Source organism: Pseudomonas fluorescens, from assembly GCF_000968015.1.
Classification (GTDB): domain Bacteria; phylum Pseudomonadota; class Gammaproteobacteria; order Pseudomonadales; family Pseudomonadaceae; genus Aquipseudomonas; species Aquipseudomonas fluorescens_W.
In genome coordinates, this window is sequence record NZ_LACH01000041.1 from 1 (window position 1) to 22,610 (window position 22,610).

Here is a 22,610-nt window from a genome sequence, read left to right on the forward strand (position 1 = left end):
TCCGTGAAGAACCTTTTTTTTTGCCTGTTCCCCAATTCAACACAAATCCCCTTGTGGGAGCGAGCTTGCTCGCGATAGCGATCTGTCAGCCGACATCAATGTTGAATGTTAAGCCGCCATCGCGAGCAAGCTCGCTCCCACAGGGGGTTAGCGGTGTTCTTGAGTCTCGTGGCTTTCCAGGACTGTGACGGTGGCCGTGGTCCCGGCACGCAGTCGGTTTTTGGCCGCGTAATCGGGGTCGATCTGTATCCGCACCGGTACCCGTTGCGCCAGTTTGACCCAGGTGTAACTGGGGTTGATGTTGGCCAGCAGGCGACCGCCGGGCAGGTTCTCCCGGTCGGAAATGGCGAAGGCAATGCTTTGCACGGTACCGCCGAAGGTTTCGCCACTCATCAATTCGATCCTGACCCGGTCGCCCTCCTCGATTCGCGGCAGCTTGGTTTCTTCAAAGTAGCCACTGACATAGAACGAGTCGCTGTCCACCAGTGCCAATAGCGCGCCACCGGCCGCGGCATAGTCACCCTGACGGGTCAGCAGATTCGTGACGTAACCCGTCACGGGCGCTTCGACCCGCGTGCGCTGCAAGTCCAGTTCGGCCTGGGTCAATGCGGCGATGGCCAATTGCACGTTGGCCTGGGCCAAACCGAGGTTGGCCTGGTTGCGTAGCAACTCGGCCTGCGCCACCGCCACTTCCGTGCTGGATTTCTCCCATTCTTCGCCAGAAATCGCAAACCGCTGCTTGAGCGTGCGCCGTCGGCGCTCTTCACTCTGACGCTGGCGGAGCAGCGCTTCACTGGCGACAATCGTTGCCTCGGACTGGCCAAGGGTGGCTTTCGCCACTTCCACCGAGCGCTTGGCATGCTCCACCGCCAAGACATAGCGTGCCGGGTCGATCTCCAGCAACAACTGGCCTTTCTCCACATGCTGGTTGTCCTGCACGCCCAGGCCGACGATGCGCCCCGAGACATCGGCGGACAAGGTCACCACATCGGCACGCACCCGTGCATCGCGGGTCCAGGGGGCGCGGGTGTAATGTTCCCAGGCAAACCAGCCGAGAACAAAGGCCAGCAACACCACCGCCACCGTCGCAAGTCGGGCAAGGATCTTCTTCAAAGCATCAAGCTCCCATTACCAGAATCAGCGTTGCGCAAACGCAGGCGTACAACGCGCCTTCGAACAAGGCTTCATGCCAGACGAACCGCAGCACGCCAATGCGGCGCAAGATCCAGTCCAGCACCAGGTAAATCGGTAGCGCCAGCAATAACGCCTGGGCAATCGGCGGCAAGTAGACGCCACCCAATTCAAAATCAATGGGCAAGGGCCGGCACTCCTTCCGTTTCTGCGGGTTGAAAATATTTGCGATGTCGCTCCAGAAACGACACCACGATCAACAACGCCACGCGCATCCGGAATACCGACCACAGGTGTTGATGAACGTCTAAATGGAGGTCGTCCATTTCATCGCCCAAGACACGCAGGTTTCCGAGCAGTTGCTCAAGGTCAATCCCGGGCCGCCCGGCGATCAATCGTCCTGTCTCACGGACGGCAACCAGCAAACGATTTTGTTGCTCAGTACTGAGCAACGTGTTGCTTTGCCCCTGTTGCCTGAGCTGGTTCAGCGCCACACCTAGCGCCATGCATCCGAGGCTGACTTCGAACAGCTCGCTGGATGGCTTGTCGTTGGTGGCCGGCAGCAGCCCCAACATCATGGTCAGGCGATCGACCATGCGACTTTCAAACGCAAATTGCTGCTCATCGGTGGCCGGCGTCTTCAGCAAAGCGTAGACCTGCTCACAGTTCTCATTGAACAGTCGGCGCATCCGTAAAACGGGCCTGAACGGGAAGATCAAGGCATAGACACTGAGCGCCAGCGAGGCTGCGCAGATATAGGAACCGGCAAACTCGAACCACTGAATGGCACTGTTTTGGCCGATTTCCGTGTTTTGCGGGCCCAACAACAGCATTGTCGTTAGTCCAAGACCAATGCCTGTGCCCGTGGTTGGCGGACTGGACAACCCCACCGCGACGGCATACAGCAATGGGGTCAACAACAAGGCGAGTAACTCGAAGTCACTGATCATCGGTATCAGCAGGAACAGATACAGCGCCGATACCACCAAGGCCAGCCCCAGCCCCCTGGCAAAGCTTTGGCTGGCCAGCAACGGCCGCGGAAAAGTCGCCATCAGCGAACAGAGAATTCCCGCCACGATCATCCCGCCACGCGCCCCGTCCCAAGCGGTTTCGATCCAGATCAGACCGGCCACCACCAATGCGGTAAATGCGCGGATCGCGTTCATTGCCGCCAGAGTGAAGTCCAGATGCAAGGGGTTGTCCTGGCCGCGAAACATGCTACTGGCCGCACGCCCGTCCTGGATTGCGTCGCTCAGTTCGAGAATCTGGCCGAGCTGCTCCAGCATCCGCGCCTGCTCCCAGCGCAGTGCCCAGGCCAGTGAACGCAGGGTGGCTGGCATCGTCTCGGTGAGTTGTTCGGCCTTGTAGGCCTGGTCATCGAAACGCTGTTGCAGCGCCGAGAAACGCTGCCGGGCTTTGGTCGACAATGATCGCCCTTGCAGGGCCAATTCATCGAGAAAGACCAATTCTTCGGCGCGTAGTCGCTGTATCTCCTCCGGCAAGGCACCTTTCCAGCGCTCGGCAAGCAGCTCCCGTTGGTGACGCAAAGCCGTCAGCCGCGACGTCAACAACACCAGCTGATTGCCCAGCAACTGCACCAACTCATTGGAGCTGCGCAACCGTGGCGCATCGAAATACAAATGCCGACGTACCCCCTCCAGGGCACTGATCGCGCCGAGCAGCTGCATTTGCCGTCGATGGAAGTCGGCCTCGCTTTCTTCGGTTCGGATGACAGCTGCAGCGTGGGTCGCAAGCAGCTTGATGACCTGATCGATCTTGGCGAAGTAATCCCGGGCCACAGCTTCCGGTCGCGCGGTAAGCAGGCTGACCACGCACACGCAAGCCACCGCCAATAGCGTCTCGGTCACGCGGGTGACGGCGAGAAGGAACGTACCGTCCTGATCGGGCACCGCCAGCAATGCCACTACCACCGCCGTGTATCCGCTCAACACAAACGCCTGGGAACTGGTGTAGCGCAACAAGGTGCCGCCGGCGGTACACAGCGCCAGCCACAAGGCCAGGGTGAGGATGAAAGGCAGGGGCGCCTGGGGAAAGATCGCCATGATCAACACCGCTACGACCGCCCCGAGCGTGGTGCCAATGACCTGGCCGAAGCTTCGGGCCAGGGCCATGCCGCCCAATGGCTGGCTGACGATGACCACCGCCATGATCGACCACTTGGGTTGTTCAAGGTCGAACAGGAACGCCAGATACAACGTCAGCAGCCCGGCCACGATGGTCCGCAGGGCGAACAACGCCACTCCGGGGCCGGGGTTGAGTATCGCTTTGAAGTACTGAAGCAGCGGTTGCATGGGAACGCTCATCGAGTCATCTCCAGCAAGCGTAGTCACTGCCAAGGCGCCTCGACGGATTGCAATGTCGACGCAACCTGTAGGCAAAATCCTTGAAAAGCCAGACTGCCTTGAATCGACTGACTCACGTAATGAACTAAGTCTTGGTTTGACTCACAGCCTTGCCTGACCGAAGCTGGCAACTTTGCAACAGCTTGCCAGCTCCCGGATTCCTGCATGCCCCAGTCCCGTCGCTATCTGATCATCAGCCTCTGCGTCCTGTTTGCCATGGGCCTTGCCTGGTTTTTCCTGCGCAGCACAACCCCTGCCGTGCCGGAGGCGATCAAACGTGGCTACAGCGAGGCGCTGAACCAGGCGCGGGCGGGCCAACCGGGTGCAGCGCGGGTCCTCTACCAGCAATTGGGCCGCCCTGATATATCGCCAAAACGCCGCGTCTGGTTGCATGCCGAGCTGCCCAACTACCCCAGCTCCGTGGCCCTGAAACTGGCGGATGCGGACTTGCAGCACGAATCGCCGGACGTGCGTATCGCGGCGATCAAAAGCATCAGCGGTCTGGTGCCCAGCGGTCAGCGCAGCCTGCTGCTGGGCCCGTTACTCGATGACGGCGAGCAGCGCGTCCGCTATGCCGCCGTGAACGCCTTGCTGGGGCTGTCGCCGGACGATCTCGGTTTGTACTTCGGGCCGCTGGAGCAAGCCATCGATGCCTGGGAACAGGACCTGAAGAGTCAACCGGAAAGCGCCGACAACCAATATCAACTGGCTCGGCTGCATCTGCACAATGCCGAATTGAAAGAGGCGCAGCAGGCACTGGAGAACACCTTGCGTCTTGCGCCCGGCAACCTGCCCGCGCTGGTGATGCAAATCGACGTGCTGGATCGCCTGGGCCAAAACGATGCTGCCCGGCAACTGTTGGCCAAGCAGCTGAAGGCTCAGCCCGACTCGGCCTACCTGCAACATGCCTTGGGACTCTGGCTGCTGCATCACGGGCAAAGTGAGTTCGCCCTGCTCGGCCTTTCCAAAGCCGTGGAGCTGGAGCCGGACAACAAGGATTACCGCTACGACCTGGCAACCACGCTTCACGATGAACAGGAGCTGGAAGCGGCCCAGAAACAGTTGCAGGAGATCGTCCAGCGCCACCCGTCCGACCGTAGAGCCCGGGTATTGTTGATCAATTACTGGAAAGAAAGCGGCCAGCTGCAGAACGTACAGATTCTGCTGGCGCAACTTGAACAACTCAATCCCGACGACCCTGCCTTGCAGCAAGGGCTTTAACAACAGCAAAATTTCGTTGAACTCGTCGGCTCGGCCAAGGGTCAAGAGAACAGGCAGTCCATTCAGGCACTCACGGCCTGCTGCCTCGCTTCCCCTAGTCATGAGAGGGCATTTTTTGTCTACATCAAACGAGTTCATCAGTGCAAAAGCCGCCACCGGCATCGAAGGTCTGGATGACATCCTGGCTGGTGGTTTGTCCCGCGGGCATGTGTTTTTACTGGAGGGTGAACCCGGAACCGGCAAAACCACCGTCGCTTTGCATTTCCTGTTGGCCGGCGCTCGTGCCGGCGAGCGCTCGTTGTACATCACCCTGTCCGAAACCGAACGCGAATTGCGCCAAGGGGCCTTGTCCCACGGTTGGGAGCTGGATGAGAACATCCACATCTTTGAGCTGACGCCCCCGGAAAGCCTGCTCAATGCCGAGCATCAGCAGAGCTTGTTGTATTCCTCGGACCTTGAGCTGGGCGAAGCCACCAAGCAGATTTTCGAAGTGGTCGAACGGATCAAGCCGACCCGTGTAGTGCTCGACAGTCTTTCCGAGATCCGTCTGCTGGCCCAAAGCTCATTGCGCTACCGTCGCCAGATCCTCGCGATCAAACATTACTTCGTGCGCTATGACGCCACGGTGGTGTTGCTGGACGACCTGACCACCGAATCCCTCGATAAAACCGTGCACAGTGTCGCCCACGGCGTCATTCGCCTTGAGGAACTGACCCCCAACTATGGCGCCGAGCGGCGGCGGATCCGGGTGGTGAAATACCGTGGTCAGAAGTACCGTGGCGGGTTTCACGACTTCACCATCATGGGCGATGGCGTGCATGTTTTTCCGCGTCTGGTGGCCGCCGAGCATCGCGGTCGCTATGTCCGCCAGCAGCTGTCCAGCGGCATCAAGGCCATGGACGCCCTGCTCGGCGGCGGTATCGAGACCGGGTCCAGTACGCTGATCCTTGGCCCGGCCGGTACCGGCAAATCGCTGATCTCGATGATCTTCGCCGCCGCCGCCGTGGCCCGTGGCGAAAAAGCCGCACTGTTCATTTTCGATGAAGAGCTCGGGTTGCTGTTCGAGCGCATGAAGAACATCGGCATCGACCTCAAGGCGCTGCAAGACACTGGCAACCTGCTGATCGAGCAAGTGGACGCGGCTGAGTTGTCCCCCGGCGAGTTTTCCTACCGGGTTCGTCGCTGCGTCGACGAGGGCAATATCAAGACCGTGGTGATCGACAGCATCAATGGCTATCAGGCGGCGATGCCCGAAGAAAACGCCCTTGTACTGCACATGCACGAGTTGCTGCTGTACCTCAATCGCCAAGGTGCCGCGACCTTCATGACGGTCGCCCAGCATGGACTGGTCGGTGACATGCAAGCCCCTGTCGACATTACCTATCTGGCCGATACGGTCATCCTGCTGCGTTACTTCGAGGCATTGGGCAAGGTTCGCCGGGCGATCTCGATCATCAAGAAACGCACCGGCAGCCATGAATCGACCATTCGGGAATACCGCATCAGCGCTCGGGGCATGACCATTGGTGAACCGCTGGATGCCTTTCAGGGGGTATTGCGGGGTGTCCCGACCTATCTGGGTGCCAGCAATCCTTTGCTTGAGGAACAAAACCCGTGATTGCGCAGGAAGCGATGTCCGAGCGCGCGATCATTCTCGCGCCGCTGGGTCGCGACAGCCAGATTGCGCTGATGATGCTCAACGAAGCGGGTTATGACGGGGTGATTACTCGGGACCTGGTGGCGTTATGCAGCGAACTGAAGCAAGGGGCAGGCTTGCTGTTGATTTCCTCTGAGGCTTTGTTGGGCAGTGATCTTGAACCGCTGTTCGGGCTGATCGAGCAACAGCCTGCCTGGTCGGACCTGCCGATTGTATTGATGACCTACCATGGCGGCCCGGAACAAAACCCGGCGTCGCGCTACGGCCCACAACTGGGGAACGTGACCTTTCTTGAGCGTCCCTTTCACCCGGTCACATTGATCAGCCTGGTGACCACCGCATTGCGCGGACGTCGACGACAGTACGAAGCCAGGGACCGGCTGATGGATCTGAGTCAAAGCGAACTGCGGTTGCAAAACACCCTCGAAACCCTCGAACAGCAGGTCGAGGAACGCACCGCCCAGCTGCGCCACAATGAAGAAGCCCTGCGCCAATCGCAGAAGATGGAAGCGGTCGGCCAGCTCACTGGCGGTATTGCCCACGACTTCAACAACATGCTGACCGGCATCATCGGCAGCCTGGAGCTGCTGCGTCGACGTCTGGCCCGTGGGCGCACCGACGATCTGGACAGTCTTATCGACCTGGGCGTGACCTCAGCCAACCGCGCGGCAGGCCTGACCCACCGTCTGCTGGCGTTCTCCCGGCGTCAGTCACTGGACTCCAAACCCGTGCAAATGAACACCCTGGTGGTGTCCATGGGCGAGTTGCTTGAGCGCAGCATCAACGAAACCATTGAGTTGGACATGCAACTGAATGAGCAACTCTGGGTGGCCGAAGCCGATCCCAACCAATTGGAAAGCGCCCTGCTCAATCTGGTGATCAATGCTCGGGATGCGATGCCCGATGGTGGCAAACTGGTGGTGAAAACCAGCAATCAGCATCTGGACATTGGCTTCACCCAGGCCCAGAGCAACCTTCAACCGGGTGATTACGTGGTGCTGAGCGTCTCGGACACTGGGTGCGGCATGCCGCAAAGCACCATCAGCCGAGCCTTTGACCCGTTCTTTACCACCAAGCCAATCGGTCAGGGCACAGGCCTTGGATTGTCGATGATCTATGGCTTCAGCAAGCAATCGCGCGGCCACGTCGCCATTCACAGTGAAGTGGGCGAAGGCACCACGGTGAGCCTGTTTCTGCCGCGATTCGGCGGCGACGTGCCTCAGGACAGCCCGGCGGACGTCCAGCACGCTCCATTCGCACAGAATGGCGAAACGGTGCTGATCGTCGAGGACGATCCGGCGGTGCGGGTGTTGGTCAGTACGGTGTTGAGCGATCTGGGCTATGCCTTTGTCGAGGCTGGCAATGCCGACAGCGCGGTGCCGATTCTGGATTCCGGGCAGCGTATCGATCTGTTGATCAGTGACGTTGGATTGCCCGGCATGAATGGCCGGCAACTGGCGGAAATCGGCCGGCAATACCGGCCTGATCTGAAGGTGTTGTTCATTACCGGCTACGCCGAACATGCGGCGGTGCGCGGTGGCTTCCTTGATCCCGGCATGCAGATGATCACCAAGCCGTTCACCTTCGACCTGCTGACGGCGAAGGTGCGGGAGATGATCCGGCAGTAATCAGCACAACCCCCTGTTTCATTGAGCGTCATCACACGACAGCCAAGACTAGACCTCGTTTTGAAGCCTGTCACCTGTCAACTCTGACAGCTATTCGCGGTATGTTTTTCTGGGTTCAATCCCCCCTGAAGTACGCAGCGCGCCTGCTCGAAGGCGACTCTGCGCTCGCCTGCCACGGGCAGGTCATTACTCAAGGGATGAACCCTCATGAAGAAGATAATCGCACTTGTACTGACGGTTGCCCTCGCGGGCTGCCAGGTCCACGAACAACAAGAACCAGCACCGCCAGTCGAACCGCCCCCCATAGGAACCCTGGAATCGGGTTCAAGTGCAGAAACGTATTCATCCGCTGCAACGGCCAGTGGTGCAGCGGTCGCAGCCAACCTGACCAGTCGTTACAACGACACTCGCCAAAGTTGTGGCAAGGCTTCGATGCCCGCGTTTCTGTGCGCAGGCATAATGCTGCGCGCAACAGTGCCCTCGACCCAGTTTTCGAGCTGGAACCCTAGCCCACGCTCACAAACCAGCGGAGGTGTTTCTTTTTCATATTTGAGGAAGGACGCCAAGTTCGCCAGCATGGTGTACCTGTACAAAAATGGCTTCGTATTGGCCCCGGTACTGGCAAGACCCACCGGTACGCGGCAGATCGAAGTGTTATGTTCGTTTCCTATAGACGGTGCAACGGACCAACGAGAGGATCCAGGCTGCGGTCTTTACAAACCCAGGCCCGCTCGCAGCAATCGCTGCCAATCACAAGGCATAACTACCGGCGACCAATGGCTGGCCAACTTTAGAACAAACAATGCGCTGTGCAGTTTTGATGTGCGCGACTCGATGAACAATCTGGGGGCCGACTCGTTTTATCAAACCATTCGAGCCCATAACCTGGGTAATTTCATGGCAGGCCGGCATGAGTACATCGAATTGATCCTTGCCACCTGGCCGCAAAATATCCCACGCGAACTTCCCATCGAAGCGTTTTTCTACATCTCGGGTGGGCTGCCTGGCGCACAGCATGATCAGACAGACTACTTCGCCAAAACCGGTGGAGCGGTGGTTCCGATCATAAAACTTACGATGCCCACCGCAACGACGGATGCTGTATTTACCTACATTGCAGCGGATCAGGTAAAACGTTGAGCCACTGAAAGGGCACCGGTCGACGAACGGTGTCCTGCATCAGGAAAGCATTTCCTGCATAAGCTCTTGCAGTACATCCAGATCGAATGGCTTGGCCAGGATCGGCGCCTTACGGGTGATCGGGCTGTCCGTCTCGCGGATCTCCTGCGGATAACCGCTGATAAAGATCACCTTGAGTTCCGGTCGCAGCTTCACGGCAGGTTCGGCAATCTGGACGCCAGAGATTCCGCCCGGCAGGCGGAAATCGGTGATCATCATGTCCAGGTGCGGTTTGCTCGACAGAATTTCGAAGGCCTGCTCGCCGTTTTCGGCCTGCAATACCCGGTAGCCCTCACCCGACAGATAGGCCGACAGCACCATCAAAATCGAGGGGTCATCTTCGACGATCAATACGACGTCTTGTGCATCTTCACTCATGGGAAGCCTTTGTTCGATCAATAGCTGCTGATACGACCGTGGGGTCGATCAGAGGTTGCGTTTATCCGGCTATTTTCCTACAGCGGCAGACAAACGCGAAACAAGGCGCCTTCGCCAATCCGGCTTTCGACGGTAATGGAACCGCCATGGGCGGCCACAATCTGCTCAGAAATAAATAAGCCCAGGCCCAACCCCGCGACAGCGTGTTTGGCCGTGACGCGTTCGAACTGCTGGAAAATACGCTTCTGGTTCTCTTCGCCGATGCCGATCCCGAGATCGCGCACTTCCACCCGAGCCTGACCGCTCTCACTGTACACCTTAACGGTGATCGGACTCTTGGCGCCATAGCGCAAAGCATTGGTCAGCAGGTTGGAAATCACCTGTTCAATGCGGAATTCGTCCCAGCTGCCCACCACCGGTTGCCCGGCCTCCAGGGTGATCGAGGACTCGGCAGCATCGACCTGCGGGGCAAAGTTCTGCAATAAGCTGCGAACCAGCGCCGACAGATCGAAGCGCGTCGGTCGGATCGACAACTTGCCAGTACGAATGCGCGATACATCGAGCATGTCTTCGATCAGTCGGATCAGGCTTTTGATCTGCCGCTCGTCGCGATCGACCATCGCGTGCATCTTGTCCAGGGTGAACGCCGCGGCGTTATCCCGGGCCAGGTGCATCTTGCGCAACTGGGTTTCGAGGATCAGGCCATTGAGCGGCGTGCGGACTTCGTGGGCAACGATGGACATGAAGTCATCACGCATGCGCACCGCTTGCTCCAGTTCCAGCTGGGTACTCTGTAATTGTTTGAGCAGCGCTTCCTGCTCGCGGCGGCTTTGCTCCAGCTCTTCGACCTGCTGTTTCATCGCCTTGCTTTGGCGATACAGTTCGACGAACACGTTGACCTTGCTCTTGACCGCATGAATATCCAGCGGCTTGTAGAGGAAATCCACGGCGCCGCTCTCATAGCCCTTGAACGCGTAGTTCAGCTCACGACCGGCCGCACTGACGAACACGATCGGGATGTTCTTGGTCTTTTCCGTGCCGCGCATCAGCTCGGCCAGCTCGAAGCCGTTCATGCCGGGCATCTGCACGTCGAGAATGGCCATGGCAAATTCGTGTTGCAGCAACAGAGACAAGGCTTCGTCGGCGGACAACGCTTTATAGACGATACGGTCTTCGCGCCTGATCAGCGCTTCAAGCGCCAACAAGTTCTCCGGCAGATCATCGACGATCAGCAATTTGGCCTGGGTAGTACTTAGCATGCGATTCGTTCCAGCTCGACAAGCAGACGGCCGATGCCGCGTATAGGGAGGATGTGGTCTGGCTGGTGTAAATCAAGTGCAGCCTGGGGCATGGTTGCGACCTGGGCTTCATCCGGGTCCTGGACGATGGTCATGCCGCCACGGCGCTTGACCTGGGTCAGGCCGTGGGCGCCATCACGGTTGGCGCCAGTCAACAACACGGCGGCCAAGGCTGAACCGTAGGCATCGGCGGCCGACTCGAACAGGTAATCAATGGCCGGTCGCGAATAATGCACGCGGGCTTCCAGGCTCAAGGAAAAACTGCGGTCCTGCTCCACCGACAAGTGATAACCCGGTGTCGCGAAATACAGCGTTCCGGCTTCGACCAGCGTCTTGTCGCGGGCTTCCAGCACAGGCATGGATACTCGCCGTGCGAACACCTCGGCCAGATGGCTGCGACGTTCGTCCGGCAGGTGCAACACCACGATGATCGGCAGCTTGAAGCCTTCTCGCAATGGGCTGAGGATACTCAGCAACGCTTCCACGCCACCGGCCGAGGCGCCGATCACGATAGCCTCTATAGAAGGCAAATCCGCTGCACTGTTCATGATTTGCGGTAAATCCGTTCTTGTTTGACCAACGGTTCGAACTGGTTGCCGTAGGCCGAAAAATCCGGAGTTTCTTTGCTGCCCAGCACCAAAAATCCTCGATGGCAAAGGGACTCATGAAACAAACCGAACGCACGATCTTGAAGCTTTTTGTTGAAATAAATCAAAACATTACGGCACGAAATTAATTGAGTTTCTGAAAAGACACTGTCGGTTGCCAGGCTGTGATCGGCGAAGGTCACGTTCTCACACAGCGTCTTGTCGAAAATGGCGTAACCGTAAGCCGCCGTGTAGTAGTCGGCGAACGAACGCTGGCCACCTGCCTGCTGGTAGTTATGAGTGTAGGCGCGGACATTCTCCATGGAGAAAATCCCCTGCTTGGCTTTATCCAGTGAGCGCGGATTGATGTCGGTGGCGTAGATGATCGTGCGATCGAGCAAACCTTCTTCGCGCAGCAGAATGGCCATCGAATAGACCTCTTCACCCGTGCTGCAACCGGCGATCCAGATCTTGATCGAGGGGTAGGTCTTGAGCAGCGGCACCACTTCCTGACGGATCGCGAGGAAATGCGAAGGGTCGCGGAACATCTCGCTGACCGGGATCGTCAGCAGTTGCAGCAACTGCATGAACGCCGTCGGGTCGTGCAGCACCTTTTCCTGCAACGCTGAAATGGTCGTGCACTCGAACTGGATCAACGCGTGACTGACCCGGCGCTTGATCGAAGCACCAGAGTAGTCGCGAAAGTCATAGCTGTATTTGAGGTAGATCGCCTCGATCAACAAGCGAATTTCGATTTCGCTATTTGGCTCCACTGAAAAATTGCGTTCCACTAAATGCGTTCCATTTTTGGTAACCACACGCGAATCAGCGAGAACAGGCGATCCAGGTCGATGGGCTTGGCCAGGTAATCGTTGGAGCCCGCTTGCAAGCAGCGCTCCTGATCGTCCTTCATGGCCTTGGCCGTCACCGCAATGATCGGCAGCTTGCGCCAGCGCGGGTCCTTGCGGATCTCGATGGTGGCTTCGTAACCGTCCATCTCCGGCATCATCACGTCCATCAACACCAGATCGATGTCCTCGACCTCATTCAGTCTTTCAATCGCCTCACGGCCGTTTCGGCCGATGACCACGACTGCACCCTTTTGCTCCAGGGCACTGGTGAGGGCGAAGATATTGCGTACATCGTCGTCCACCAGCAGCACCTTGCGACCCTCGAAGACTTTGTCGCGACTGCGCGCGGTCTTGAGCATCCTCTGGCGTTCATGGGACAACCTGGATTCGACTTTGTGCAGAAAGAGTGTGACCTCATCCAGCAAACGCTCTGGCGAGCGGGCCCCTTTGATGATGATCGAGCGCGAATACTTGCGCAGCTCGGCCTCTTCGTCCCGGGTCAGGTTGCGCCCGGTGTAGACGATCACGGGCGGAAACGAGCAGATATCTTCGGTGGACATGCGCTTTAGCAGGTCGTTGCCGAGCATGTCCGGCAGCTTCAGGTCGATGATCATGCAATCGAAAATCGTCGTGCGCAGCAGGTTCAGCGCGTCCTGCGCCAGGCCAACGGCAGTGATCTCGATGTCATCGTCTCCGATCAGCCGGGCAATGCTGTCGCGCTGCAGATCATCGTCTTCGACCAGCAGGACGCGTTTGACCTTCTGGGTCAGCTTGGCCTCAAGGCGGGCAAACACGTCCTTGAGTTCTTCGCGGGTAGTCGGTTTGACCGCATAACCGATGGCGCCCATGTGCATCGCGGCTTCGGCCCGGTCTTCCGCCGAAATCACATGCACCGGAATGTGCCGGGTTTCAGCGTGCTCCTTCAGGCGTTGCAACACACTCAACCCGGAATGATCCGGCAGACGTATGTCCAGCAGAATGGCGTCCGGGATGAATTCCCTGGCCAGGTCGTACCCCTCGTCCCCGCCGTGCGCCACCAGGCACTGATAACCCAGCTCATGCGCCAGGTCGTAAAGGATATTGGCGAAGTTCGGCTCGTCCTCCACCACCAGAATGCAACGAGTGGCGAATGGCGCCTTGGTGCGATCGTCGTCGAAACGCGGGATATCGACTTCGGCGATCAGCGGTGCCGGCGCGGCGGGCGTCCCTCTCGGCGTAATGGCAACCGGCGTGGCTCTCATCGGCTCGACAGGCTCCTCGCCCGGTTCAACGTATTGCTGCGGCAAAACCAGCGTGAACACACTGCCCTGCCCCGGCTCGCTGGTGACACTGATGGATCCGCCGAGCAAGGCGGCCAGGTCACGGGAAATCGACAAGCCCAGGCCTGTGCCGCCGTAACGGCGATTGGTGGTGCCATCGGCCTGGCGGAAGGCTTCGAAAATGCTGTCCTGCTGATCCGCGGCAATGCCAATCCCCGAATCGCGAATGATAAAGGCGATACCATCGCCTGGCTGGCTGGCGACCGTCAGGCTGACCGTGCCTTTTTCGGTGAATTTCACCGCGTTGGACAGCAGGTTCTTGATGACCTGCTCCAGACGTTGGCGGTCGGTGAAGATCATCATCGGCGCACCGGCCTGCACCTCGACCTGGAAATCCAGTTTCTTGTCGGTCGCCAAGGGCTCAAACATCCCGCGCAAGCCATCCACCAGACGCGCGACGCTGGTGTTCTCCGGTCGCATCTCAAGCTTGCCGGCCTCGACCTTGGAAATGTCGAGAATGTCGTTGATCAAGTTGAGCAAATCATTGCCGGCGGAGTAAATCGACTCGGCAAACTTGACCTGCTCGGCGCTGAGATTTTCCTGGGGGTTTTCCGCCAGCAACTTGGCCAGGATCAACGAGCTGTTCAGTGGCGTGCGCAACTCGTGGGACATGTTGGCGAGGAATTCAGACTTGTACTTGCTCGAACGCTGCAACTCTTCGGCGCGTTCTTGGAGCTGAGTCTGGGCCTGATTGAGCTCGGTGTTCTTCAGATCCACTTCGTCGCGCTGGTCGGCGAGGATCTGCGCTTGTTCGGCGAGTTGCTCATTGGTTTGTTCAAGCTCGACCTGCTGGGTTTCCAGGTGTGCCTGAGATTCCTTGAGAATCCGCGACTGCTCTTCCAGCTCTTCGTTGGCGGTCTTGAGCTCTTCTTGCTGAACCTGCAGCTCTTCGTTGAGCTGTTGGGTTTCGGCCAGCACTTCCTGCAAGCGCTGGCGATAGCGAGCGGCCTCGATGGACGTGCCGATGTTGCCGGCAATCAGTTCAAGCAATTCGATATCGCGGTCCGCCAGCGGGCGCAGGAAGCCCAGCTCGATCACACCGTTGACCCGATCGTCGTCACTGGTCGGCACGACCAGCACGCTATGGGGCAGACCTTCGCCCAGGCCAGAGCTGACCTTGAAGTAATCGCTCGGTACGTCATCAAGACGAATCAAGCGAGCCTGGTTCGCTACCTGGCCGACAATGCCTTCATCGCTGTAAATCTGCTGCTCGCGCTCTGCCTGCTCGCGGGAGAAACCGTAAGAGGCAATGCGCTTGAGTCCACCGTGCTCTTCACGAACATAAATAGCCGCCACGGCCGTGCCCAGATACTGCGCGCAGAACTGCAGAATGTTGCGGCCCAGCAGATTAAGCGACAGTTGCCCCAGCACTTGTTCGGCCAGTTCGGTCTGGCCATTGCGCAGCCAGGCTTGCTGCTCCAGGCGATGAGCGCTGGTCTGTTGCGCGGCGAGGGTGGCGCTGTAGCGTTGCGAAAGATTGAGTAGATCCCGACGGCCAATGTAGGCCAGCAATGCGCTGATGCCGGCGATGAACAACAGATAAAGGCTGATGCTCCAGATCGTGGTGCGGCGCACGTCCTCGTTGCGCGTGGCGCGCAACTGCTGCTCCATGTCGATCACGTCTTCGAATTGTTTGCGGATCTCATCGGTCAGCCGCTTGCCGCGCCCGGCCTTGACCACGCTGCGGTAATCGCCGCTGGCGCGCTGCAATTCAATGAGTGTCTGCGCGTAAGTGCCCCACTCATTCTGCAAGGCCTGGAGACGGTGCAGACGGTCGGTTTGCACCGGGTTGTCCGCGGTCAGTTCGAGCAAGGTATTGAGGGCGACAGCGATTCGTGGCTTGGCCGTTTCGTAGGGTTCGAGGAAGTGCTCGTCGCCAGTGAGCAGGAAGCCGCGCATACCGGTTTCCAGATCGACGGTCAGCTTGATCGATTCATTGGCGTTATTGATCACCCGGTCGGTGTGTTCGACCCATTGGATCATCGACAACAGATAAGTAATCAGCGAAACAAAGAACACTGCGCTGAGCACACCGACACCCAACGGCAGGCTGACGTTGCGGCTCAGGAGTTTACGGAATCGTTGCTCATCAACCGAAGACGCGGATGTCATGGGGGGAAACCTTGTCGAACTGTTGAAAACCAAGGAGTTTGCCCCAAAAGCGTCGTATTGATCCAATTTTCTGACACCTTTCGCGCAAAATCCCACATTCCACTGCTCCAGCGCAAAGGAGCGGTTATCCTTGCCAGCACTTGTGCGGCTAATCTTTTTTCTACCGCGGGGGAACTTGTCGGGTTCCGTCACTTACTCAAGCAAGAGCCCGGCGATTTCGATCGACCGACAACTGCGAATTCAACCTCTGAGAACCCCACTATGTCCGCCACCGCGTCCATCATCCTTGTAGTCGAAGACGACGCTATCGTGCGCATGCTGATTGTCGATGTGCTGGAGGAACTCGAGTTCAAGGTGCTCGAGGCCGATGGCAGTGAAAAGGCGCTGGAATTCCTCAATGATGAAGACCAGTACATCGACTTGATGATGACCGATGTCGGTTTACCGGTGATGGATGGGCGTGAACTGGCCACCCAGGCCCGGATGCTGCGCCCCGAACTGCCCATCCTGTTTGCCAGCGGCTATGCCGAAAGCATTGATGTGCCCGCAGGCATGTCAGTGATCGGCAAGCCGTTTTCGATTGACCAGCTGCGCGACAAGGTCAAAGGCATGCTGGCCTGAGACAGTTGACTGGGCATCTGCATAAACCAACGTAAGGCTGCATTTTTCGGCGTTTTTGGGCTCTGACCTGTCAAGTTTGACAGTAGAAAAGACCACCCGCCTGGCGTTTGATTGGACCGGTGATCCCACTCATAAGGAACCGAGTCCATGCCACGCTTGCTGTGGTTTAATTGCGCCCCTGCTCGATTACCCGTCTCAAGGAATACCGATGACCCAGCCCCACGCAACCAAAGTCCTGGTCATTGGTTACGTCTGGCCCGAGCCCCGCTCTTCGGCGGCCAGCGGGCACATGATGCAAATTCTCGAGACCTTCTTGCAGCAAGGCTGGGACATTACTTTCAGTAGCCCGGCCGGCACCGGTGAACACCGGGCAGACTTGACGGTCTTGGGCATTCGCGAAGTCGCGATCGAATTGAACAACAGCAGTTTCGACACGTTCATCAGCGAACTGGCCCCGGATATCGTTCTGTTCGATCAGTTCATGATGGAAGAACAATTCGGCTGGCGAGTTGAAAAACACTGCCCCGATGCCTTGCGCGTGCTTGAGACCTCCGACCTGCGAAGCCTGCGGGATGCCCGCCATCAACGCCTCAAAGAGCGATTGAAGGCCAGTGACGACGCCAATGACTTCAATGAACTGTTCGCGCCGGCGTTACGTGAAGAGTTTGAGCTCATGGCCGAGACCGATCTGGCCAAACGGGAAATCGCAGCGATTTATCGTTGCGACTTGAATCTGATGATTTCCGAAGTAGAGATCGAGTTGCTGGTCGAGCAATTCAAGGTGCCACGAAACTTGCTGCACTGGTGTCCGCTGATGGTCGATCTACCGAGCGTGCCACCGGTTTCTTTTGAAGACCGTGCGCACTTTCTCAGCATCGGCAACTTCCGTCATGCGCCCAACTGGGATGCGGTGCTCTGGATGAAAACCACTATCTGGCCGCTGATCCGCGAACAACTGCCAAAGGCTCAATTGCACATTTACGGTGCTTACACACCGCCCAAAGCGACTGCGTTGCACAACCCGGGCCAGGGTTTTCATGTAATGAACTGGGCGGAAGATGCGTTGGAAGTCATGTCTGGCGCACGGATTTGTCTGGCCCCCCTACGCTTCGGTGCCGGTATTAAAGGCAAAATTGTCGACGCCATGTTGTGTGGCACGCCCACCATCACTACGCCAATCGGCGCAGAAGCGATGCATGGCGAACATCTCTGGCCGGGGGCTGTGACCCGAACAGCACAGGCGTTCGCCGATTGCGCGGTTCAGTTGTACAAGGACCAGGCTCTGTGGACGGACGCCCAATCCCAAGGAAAGACATTGTTGGCCGATCGTTATCGACAATCGGAACATGGTCCGGCGCTGATCGAAAAGTTGTTGTATTGCCAACAACATCTGGTACAACTTAGAAGCGATAACTTCACGGGTAGCATGCTACGTCATCACCACCATAAAAGTACGCAATACATGGCCCAATGGATTGAAGCGAAAAATCGAAATCCATTATAAATCTCTCACCAACAGCAAACAATTTGCATTATCACTATTATTGACCAGGCCTGGCTTCGCCTTTATAAACACTCAGCTTAACTTATTTAAGTTCAGCACTATCAACCCTTCTTATAAATTAATGCAAGGATGCATTAAATGAGCAACTACGCCAATAATAACTGGATGGCCGCCACGCCGACCATTGACACTTTATCGCTCTGCGAACTGACTCTGCCTGGCACTCATAATGCTGGCTGCGACTGGAAAGCGCCCTGGCCGTTTATCGGCCCTCCCGCCCACTGGGTGGCCTGTCAGCATGAATCGTTCTACCACCAACTGTGTCATGGGTCCCGAGCACTTGATGCCCGTTTGATTTATGACGCCACGGCCCCAGGGTTATGAAAATTCATATTTTTACATGACCGCCACCGTTCTAACCGCACGTTGGGAAACCTGGTGACCGATCTAAATAGATTCCTGATGGAAAACCCTGACGAGTTTGTCATTCTGGATTTTCACCAACTCAAGGACGGCGAGCATCCATTTGACTTCAGATACTTCAACGACATGATGTTGAGGTTTATCGGCCATCGGATGATTCCTGCCCAAAACCAGGGCCTGAGCCTTAATAGCCTCAAGCACATCAGCTCACTGCAAAGGGTACTGGTCGCGGCCCCATGGCACAGTGCACTTGATCGAAATGTATTTCACGAGCAGATCGGGCACAAATGGTCTGGCAGCGGTATCACCAATGCCGCGGATTTGGAAAAGCACATTATTAATGTGCTGAAAAACCCGCCTGGTCCATGGGCACCGTGGTCACTTTCCGCCACCAGTTACAGCGCTCTCGGTGGCCCCGTAGATATTCATGACAAGCTTAATTCCTGGTTCGATCCGAAGAAAAGCGACTGGGCGTCAAAGTGCAACATCATCAATGTCGATTTTATTGAAGAATCCAACATTGTCTCTTATTGCCGAACTGTAAACTTGACGAAAGCGAGCAAGCGAAATTAACCATTTTCGCGCTATCAAATAGCTATTCTTGTGTAAGTGTTTCCGACGCTGGCAATACTGCCACGCACTTCTATGCTGGGTCATGAAAGCCTTTTGTCTCAGGCGAACGATACGGATGTGGCACCCAGCCACATCCGACATATGAACTTCTTCTCCCCACGGATGGGGGGAATCAATGACAAGGAACTGTCATGACCCGCAATACAGCAACCACACTCGACAAACAGAAATGGATGAGCAACGTACTGGATATCGGCCAGTTGAAGCTGACTGAAATTGTCTGGCCCTGCACGCACAACGCTGGCATGGACAAAAAAGCGCCCAACTACGAGGTGGTGGTAGGCAACTGGACGACGTGCCAGAACGACTCATTTGCCTGGCAACTGGCCAACGGCGCACGGGCGTTCGATATCCGGCTTGGCTGTACCGCCGGCCCGGTAGTACCGGTGTTCTACTTCCATCACAACGGCTATCAGTCCCACCGCATTGTTGATGAACTGATCGACGCGGTGACGACATTCCTCGACCGAAACCCGAACGAATTCATCGTCCTCGACTTCCACCAGTTAGAGGATGCGGCGAAGCCTTTCGGCTACCAACAACTCAATGATCTTCTGATGCGCGGCCTGGGCTCGCGCTTGATCCGTCCTTCGGACGCGCGCAGTACCGTGGAACAGCTCAAGCGCGCCAGTTCGCAGCGCCGAATTGTCATGGCCGCACAGGCGAAACCCGGACTCGACAGTGAGTATTTCTGGCCGAAAATACCTCACAAATGGAGCGGCAAGGTATTCACCGACACCCTCGATCTGCAATCGCATATCCAGACCACCCTTGTGGGGGCGCCTTACGATACATTTCTATGGTCGTTGCCTGCGACCTGCTATTCGTTGCTGGGTGGCCCGCAGCACATCAAAAACCAAATCAACGATTGGTTCCACACCTCCCGCGATTGGGTCACCCGTTGCAGCATCATCAGCACCGATTTTTTTGACGAGGCAGACATTGTCCGCTACTGCTGGAGCGCCACCAGCATGAAAGCGGTTTACGGGGACAGGTTGCATGCATAGGCGAAAGCCAAAGCAGGCTGGCACAGCAGGCGCCAAAAGAGGCATGATCCGATAGCGATAATAAGAAAAGCGTCCTGACATGACCCGAACAGCCCGCGTGACAGACCCCTCCTACGAACTGATGGACGACCACAACGGGTTGTCCATCATCTACCGCCAGCACGGATTCCCCTGCCCGTTGGTGCGCTGGCATTTCCACAAGGAATACGAACTGCACCTGATCGTCGCCAGCTCCGGCAAAGTGTTCATCGGTGACTACATCGGCAACTTCTATCCGGAATCGCTGTTTCTCACCGGCCCCAACCTGCCCCACAACTGGATCAGCCAGGTGGCCGAAGACGAAGTGGTGGCCAAGCGCGACATGCTGGTCAATTTCACGGACGAGTTGTTCGACAGCGGCCACGTGGTGTTTGCCGAGCTCAAGGCGCTGGCGCCGCTATTGGAGCGCGCCCAGTACGGCATCGAGTTTCGCTGCAAGCGCATCATCCGCCAGGCCATGACGTTGATGCAGCGCATCGCCGACACCAAAGGCGTGACGCGCCTCGGGCACTTTTTCATTCTGCTGGAGTTGCTGGCGACCTCTGACGACTATCAGCTGCTGTCCGGGGCCACGACACCGCAATTGGCCGACGAGCACAATATCGATCGCACCAACCGGGCGGTGGATTACATCTTCGCGCATTACGCCCGTGAACTGCCGCTGGAGGAAGTCGCCGAGCACTTGGGCATGAAGCCGACTTATTTCAGTCGAGTGTTCAAGCAAGCCACTGGCCGCTGCTTCATCGAATTCGTCAATCGACTGCGCATCAGCAAGTCCTGTGAGCTGTTGGCCGACGGTGACAAACCGGTAACCGATGTGTGTTTCGAATCGGGCTTCAACAATATTTCCAATTTCAATCGGCGCTTTCAGCAACTCAAGGGCATGACGCCGTCGCATTACCGGCGGTTGGCGGTGCAGCGGTTGACTGAGCAAAATCTCGGGTAAAGAAAGATCAAAAGATCGCAGGCTTCGCCAGCTCCTACAGGGGATCGCATTCCAGCGTAGGCGCTGGCGAAGCCTGCGATCTTTGATCTTGGGGCCCAAAACCTGTACAGAATCCATAGGGTTTAACCGCTAAAAAGCCGCTCCCTGCACCTCTCCCTCAAAACCCCAGTGCAAAATAGTATCGATTCAAGTGCGATGGATGATTTGTCTCGCCATCAATAGAAGGCTGTAATCAGCGCACATTCTTCCCTCCGCAGGAAGACACAAAAACAATAACTGTCCTTCTGCAACCCGCCGGGTGCAGAAAAGGAGTGCACGATGCAACCTTCTGTAAAAGCTCTGCTTGCCCTCACCTGCATGACCCTCAGCAGCGTCAGCCTCGGCGCCCAGACCCTGACCATCGCCACCGTCAACAACAGCGACATGATCCGCATGCAAAAACTCTCGAAAGCCTTCGAGGCCGAGCATCCGGACATCAAGCTCAATTGGGTGGTGCTGGAAGAAAACGTCCTGCGCCAACGCCTGACCACCGACATCGCCACTCAGGGCGGACAGTTCGATGTACTGACCATTGGCATGTACGAAGCCGCACTCTGGGGCGCCAAAGGTTGGCTGGAGCCGATGAAGGACTTGCCGGCCAGTTACGCCCTCGACGACGTGTTCCCATCGGTGCGTGAAGGCCTGTCGGTCAAGGGTTCGCTGTATGCCTTGCCCTTTTACGCCGAAAGCTCCATCACCTATTACCGTACCGATCTGTTCAAGGAAGCCGGGCTGACCATGCCCGAGCACCCGACCTGGACCCAGATCAGCGAATTCGCCGGCAAGCTCACCAATAAGGATAAAGAACAGTACGGCATTTGCCTGCGCGGCAAGGCCGGTTGGGGCGAGAACATGGCGCTGATCACCACCGTCGCCAATGCCTATGGTGCGCGCTGGTTCGATGAGCAGTGGAAGCCGGAATTCACCGGCCCCGAGTGGAAAAACGCGCTGAATTTCTACGTCGACACCATGAAGAAATCCGGCCCGCCGGGTGCATCGAGCAACGGTTTCAACGAAAACCTGGCGCTGTTCAACAGCGGCAAATGCGCGATCTGGGTCGATGCCAGCGTCGCCGGTTCCTTCGTCACCGACAAGACCCAAAGCAAGGTCAGCGACCACGTCGGCTTCACCTACGCGCCGCACGAGACCACCGACAAGGGCTCGGCCTGGCTGTATTCCTGGGCGCTGGCCATTCCGACCAGCTCCAAGGCCAAGGACGCCGCGAAAACCTTCAGCGCCTGGGCCACTTCCAAGGAGTATGGCGCTTTGGTTGCCGAGAAAGACGGCATTGCCAATGTACCGCCAGGTACCCGCGCTTCCACGTACAGCGATGAGTACATGAAGGCGGCGCCGTTCGCCAAGGTGACCCTTGAATCGCTGAAAGCCGCGGACCCGAGCAAGCCGACCCTCAAGCCCGTGCCGTATATCGGCATCCAGTTGGTGACCATTCCTGAATTCCAGGCCGTGGGCACCCAGGTCGGCAAGCTGTTCTCGGCGGCACTGATCGGCCAGACCACGGTTGACCAGGCCCTGACCGCTGCCCAGTCAACCACCGAACGTGAAATGAAGCGCGCCGGTTACCCCAAGTAACCCGCGTACCCCTGTGGGAGCGAGCTTGCTCGCGATGAGGCTATGACATTCACCATCTATATCGGCTGAAAGATCGCCATCGCG

17 protein-coding genes and 1 pseudogene are annotated in these 22,610 nt (G+C 57.5%); 10 read left to right on the top strand and 8 right to left on the bottom strand.

The window, feature by feature from the left end:
• Nucleotides 1-147 precede the first annotated feature (147 nt).
• The 3 genes from VD17_RS18665 to VD17_RS18675 are packed head-to-tail and all read right to left on the bottom strand — an operon-like array spanning nt 148 to nt 3,455.
• Nucleotides 148-1,113: an HlyD family efflux transporter periplasmic adaptor subunit gene (locus tag VD17_RS18665; RefSeq protein ID WP_046055082.1), complete on the bottom strand. Its 966-nt coding sequence runs from the start codon at nt 1,111-1,113 to the stop codon at nt 148-150.
• Between the two features lie 4 nt (nt 1,114-1,117).
• Nucleotides 1,118-1,318, bottom strand: coding sequence for a DUF1656 domain-containing protein (locus tag VD17_RS18670; RefSeq protein WP_046048365.1), 201 nt, complete (start codon nt 1,316-1,318; stop codon nt 1,118-1,120).
• Nucleotides 1,308-3,455 carry an FUSC family protein gene (locus tag VD17_RS18675; RefSeq protein ID WP_046055083.1) on the bottom strand — a complete coding sequence of 716 codons (2,148 nt, stop codon included), beginning with the start codon at nt 3,453-3,455 and terminating at the stop codon, nt 1,308-1,310. The genes VD17_RS18670 and VD17_RS18675 overlap by 11 nt, the downstream gene beginning before the upstream one ends.
• A 204-nt stretch (nt 3,456-3,659) precedes the next feature.
• On the opposite strand from VD17_RS18675, the gene VD17_RS18680 reads away from it, so the two are divergent.
• From VD17_RS18680 to VD17_RS18695, 4 genes are all read left to right on the top strand, one after another.
• The gene (locus VD17_RS18680; protein ID WP_046055084.1) at nt 3,660-4,715 is read left to right on the top strand and encodes a tetratricopeptide repeat protein; all 1,056 of its coding nucleotides are present in this window, start codon (nt 3,660-3,662) and stop codon (nt 4,713-4,715) included.
• A gap of 115 nt (nt 4,716-4,830) precedes the next feature.
• On the top strand, nt 4,831-6,333 hold the full coding sequence (locus tag VD17_RS18685) for an ATPase domain-containing protein (protein ID WP_046055085.1): 1,503 nt from the start codon (nt 4,831-4,833) through the stop codon (nt 6,331-6,333).
• A 14-nt stretch (nt 6,334-6,347) separates the two neighbouring features.
• Nucleotides 6,348-8,000 (top strand): ATP-binding protein, encoded by a 1,653-nt coding sequence (locus tag VD17_RS18690; RefSeq protein ID WP_046055129.1) that lies wholly within the window; start codon nt 6,348-6,350, stop codon nt 7,998-8,000.
• A 207-nt stretch (nt 8,001-8,207) separates the two neighbouring features.
• Nucleotides 8,208-9,140 (top strand): hypothetical protein, encoded by a 933-nt coding sequence (locus VD17_RS18695; RefSeq protein ID WP_052962717.1) that lies wholly within the window; start codon nt 8,208-8,210, stop codon nt 9,138-9,140.
• A gap of 39 nt (nt 9,141-9,179) precedes the next feature.
• On the opposite strand, the gene VD17_RS18700 is transcribed toward VD17_RS18695, so the two are convergent.
• The 5 genes from VD17_RS18700 to VD17_RS18720 form a co-directional block, all read right to left on the bottom strand.
• Nucleotides 9,180-9,557 (bottom strand): response regulator, encoded by a 378-nt coding sequence (locus tag VD17_RS18700; protein ID WP_008146959.1) that lies wholly within the window; start codon nt 9,555-9,557, stop codon nt 9,180-9,182.
• Between the two features lie 77 nt (nt 9,558-9,634).
• Nucleotides 9,635-10,816 (bottom strand): hybrid sensor histidine kinase/response regulator, encoded by a 1,182-nt coding sequence (locus VD17_RS18705; protein ID WP_046055086.1) that lies wholly within the window; start codon nt 10,814-10,816, stop codon nt 9,635-9,637.
• The gene (locus VD17_RS18710; RefSeq protein ID WP_046055087.1) at nt 10,810-11,403 is read right to left on the bottom strand and encodes a chemotaxis protein CheB; all 594 of its coding nucleotides are present in this window, start codon (nt 11,401-11,403) and stop codon (nt 10,810-10,812) included. The genes VD17_RS18705 and VD17_RS18710 overlap by 7 nt, the downstream gene beginning before the upstream one ends.
• Nucleotides 11,400-12,233 (bottom strand): CheR family methyltransferase, encoded by an 834-nt coding sequence (locus tag VD17_RS18715; protein ID WP_046055088.1) that lies wholly within the window; start codon nt 12,231-12,233, stop codon nt 11,400-11,402. The genes VD17_RS18710 and VD17_RS18715 overlap by 4 nt, the downstream gene beginning before the upstream one ends.
• Nucleotides 12,233-15,724, bottom strand: coding sequence for a response regulator (locus tag VD17_RS18720; RefSeq protein ID WP_046055089.1), 3,492 nt, complete (start codon nt 15,722-15,724; stop codon nt 12,233-12,235). The genes VD17_RS18715 and VD17_RS18720 overlap by 1 nt, the downstream gene beginning before the upstream one ends.
• Nucleotides 15,725-15,985: 261 nt before the next feature.
• On the opposite strand from VD17_RS18720, the gene VD17_RS18725 reads away from it, so the two are divergent.
• The 6 genes and pseudogenes from VD17_RS18725 to VD17_RS18750 all read left to right on the top strand — a co-directional run bounded on the left by VD17_RS18725 (nt 15,986) and on the right by VD17_RS18750 (nt 22,526).
• Entirely contained in the window at nt 15,986-16,345 is a 360-nt protein-coding gene (locus tag VD17_RS18725) for a response regulator (protein ID WP_046055090.1), read from the top strand.
• 208 nt (nt 16,346-16,553) lie between these two features.
• The gene (locus VD17_RS18730) at nt 16,554-17,849 is read left to right on the top strand and encodes a glycosyltransferase (protein ID WP_046055091.1); all 1,296 of its coding nucleotides are present in this window, start codon (nt 16,554-16,556) and stop codon (nt 17,847-17,849) included.
• A 138-nt stretch (nt 17,850-17,987) separates the two neighbouring features.
• Nucleotides 17,988-18,845, top strand: a pseudogene (locus tag VD17_RS18735) (phospholipase).
• A gap of 191 nt (nt 18,846-19,036) precedes the next feature.
• Complete coding sequence (locus VD17_RS18740; RefSeq protein ID WP_046055092.1) at nt 19,037-19,912, top strand: phospholipase; 876 nt, start codon at nt 19,037-19,039, stop codon at nt 19,910-19,912.
• A 79-nt stretch (nt 19,913-19,991) separates the two neighbouring features.
• Complete coding sequence (locus VD17_RS18745; protein WP_046055093.1) at nt 19,992-20,897, top strand: AraC family transcriptional regulator; 906 nt, start codon at nt 19,992-19,994, stop codon at nt 20,895-20,897.
• 318 nt (nt 20,898-21,215) lie between these two features.
• Nucleotides 21,216-22,526: an ABC transporter substrate-binding protein gene (locus VD17_RS18750; protein ID WP_046055094.1), complete on the top strand. Its 1,311-nt coding sequence runs from the start codon at nt 21,216-21,218 to the stop codon at nt 22,524-22,526.
• The last annotated feature ends 84 nt before the right edge of the window (nt 22,527-22,610 follow it).

Bases quoted from the DNA above. Each gene is read 5' to 3' on its own strand.
- VD17_RS18675 (WP_046055083.1), bottom strand. From the start codon at position 3,455: ATGAGCGTTCCCATGCAACCGCTGCTTCAGTACTTCAAAGCGATACTC.
- VD17_RS18680 (WP_046055084.1), top strand. From the start codon at position 3,660: ATGCCCCAGTCCCGTCGCTATCTGATCATCAGCCTCTGCGTCCTGTTT.
- VD17_RS18690 (WP_046055129.1), top strand. From the start codon at position 6,348: ATGTCCGAGCGCGCGATCATTCTCGCGCCGCTGGGTCGCGACAGCCAG.
- VD17_RS18695 (WP_052962717.1), top strand. From the start codon at position 8,208: ATGAAGAAGATAATCGCACTTGTACTGACGGTTGCCCTCGCGGGCTGC.
- VD17_RS18700 (WP_008146959.1), bottom strand. From the start codon at position 9,557: ATGAGTGAAGATGCACAAGACGTCGTATTGATCGTCGAAGATGACCCC.
- VD17_RS18705 (WP_046055086.1), bottom strand. From the start codon at position 10,816: ATGCTAAGTACTACCCAGGCCAAATTGCTGATCGTCGATGATCTGCCG.
- VD17_RS18710 (WP_046055087.1), bottom strand. From the start codon at position 11,403: ATGAACAGTGCAGCGGATTTGCCTTCTATAGAGGCTATCGTGATCGGC.
- VD17_RS18720 (WP_046055089.1), bottom strand. From the start codon at position 15,724: ATGACATCCGCGTCTTCGGTTGATGAGCAACGATTCCGTAAACTCCTG.
- VD17_RS18725 (WP_046055090.1), top strand. From the start codon at position 15,986: ATGTCCGCCACCGCGTCCATCATCCTTGTAGTCGAAGACGACGCTATC.
- VD17_RS18730 (WP_046055091.1), top strand. From the start codon at position 16,554: ATGACCCAGCCCCACGCAACCAAAGTCCTGGTCATTGGTTACGTCTGG.
- VD17_RS18740 (WP_046055092.1), top strand. From the start codon at position 19,037: ATGACCCGCAATACAGCAACCACACTCGACAAACAGAAATGGATGAGC.
- VD17_RS18745 (WP_046055093.1), top strand. From the start codon at position 19,992: ATGACCCGAACAGCCCGCGTGACAGACCCCTCCTACGAACTGATGGAC.
- VD17_RS18750 (WP_046055094.1), top strand. From the start codon at position 21,216: ATGCAACCTTCTGTAAAAGCTCTGCTTGCCCTCACCTGCATGACCCTC.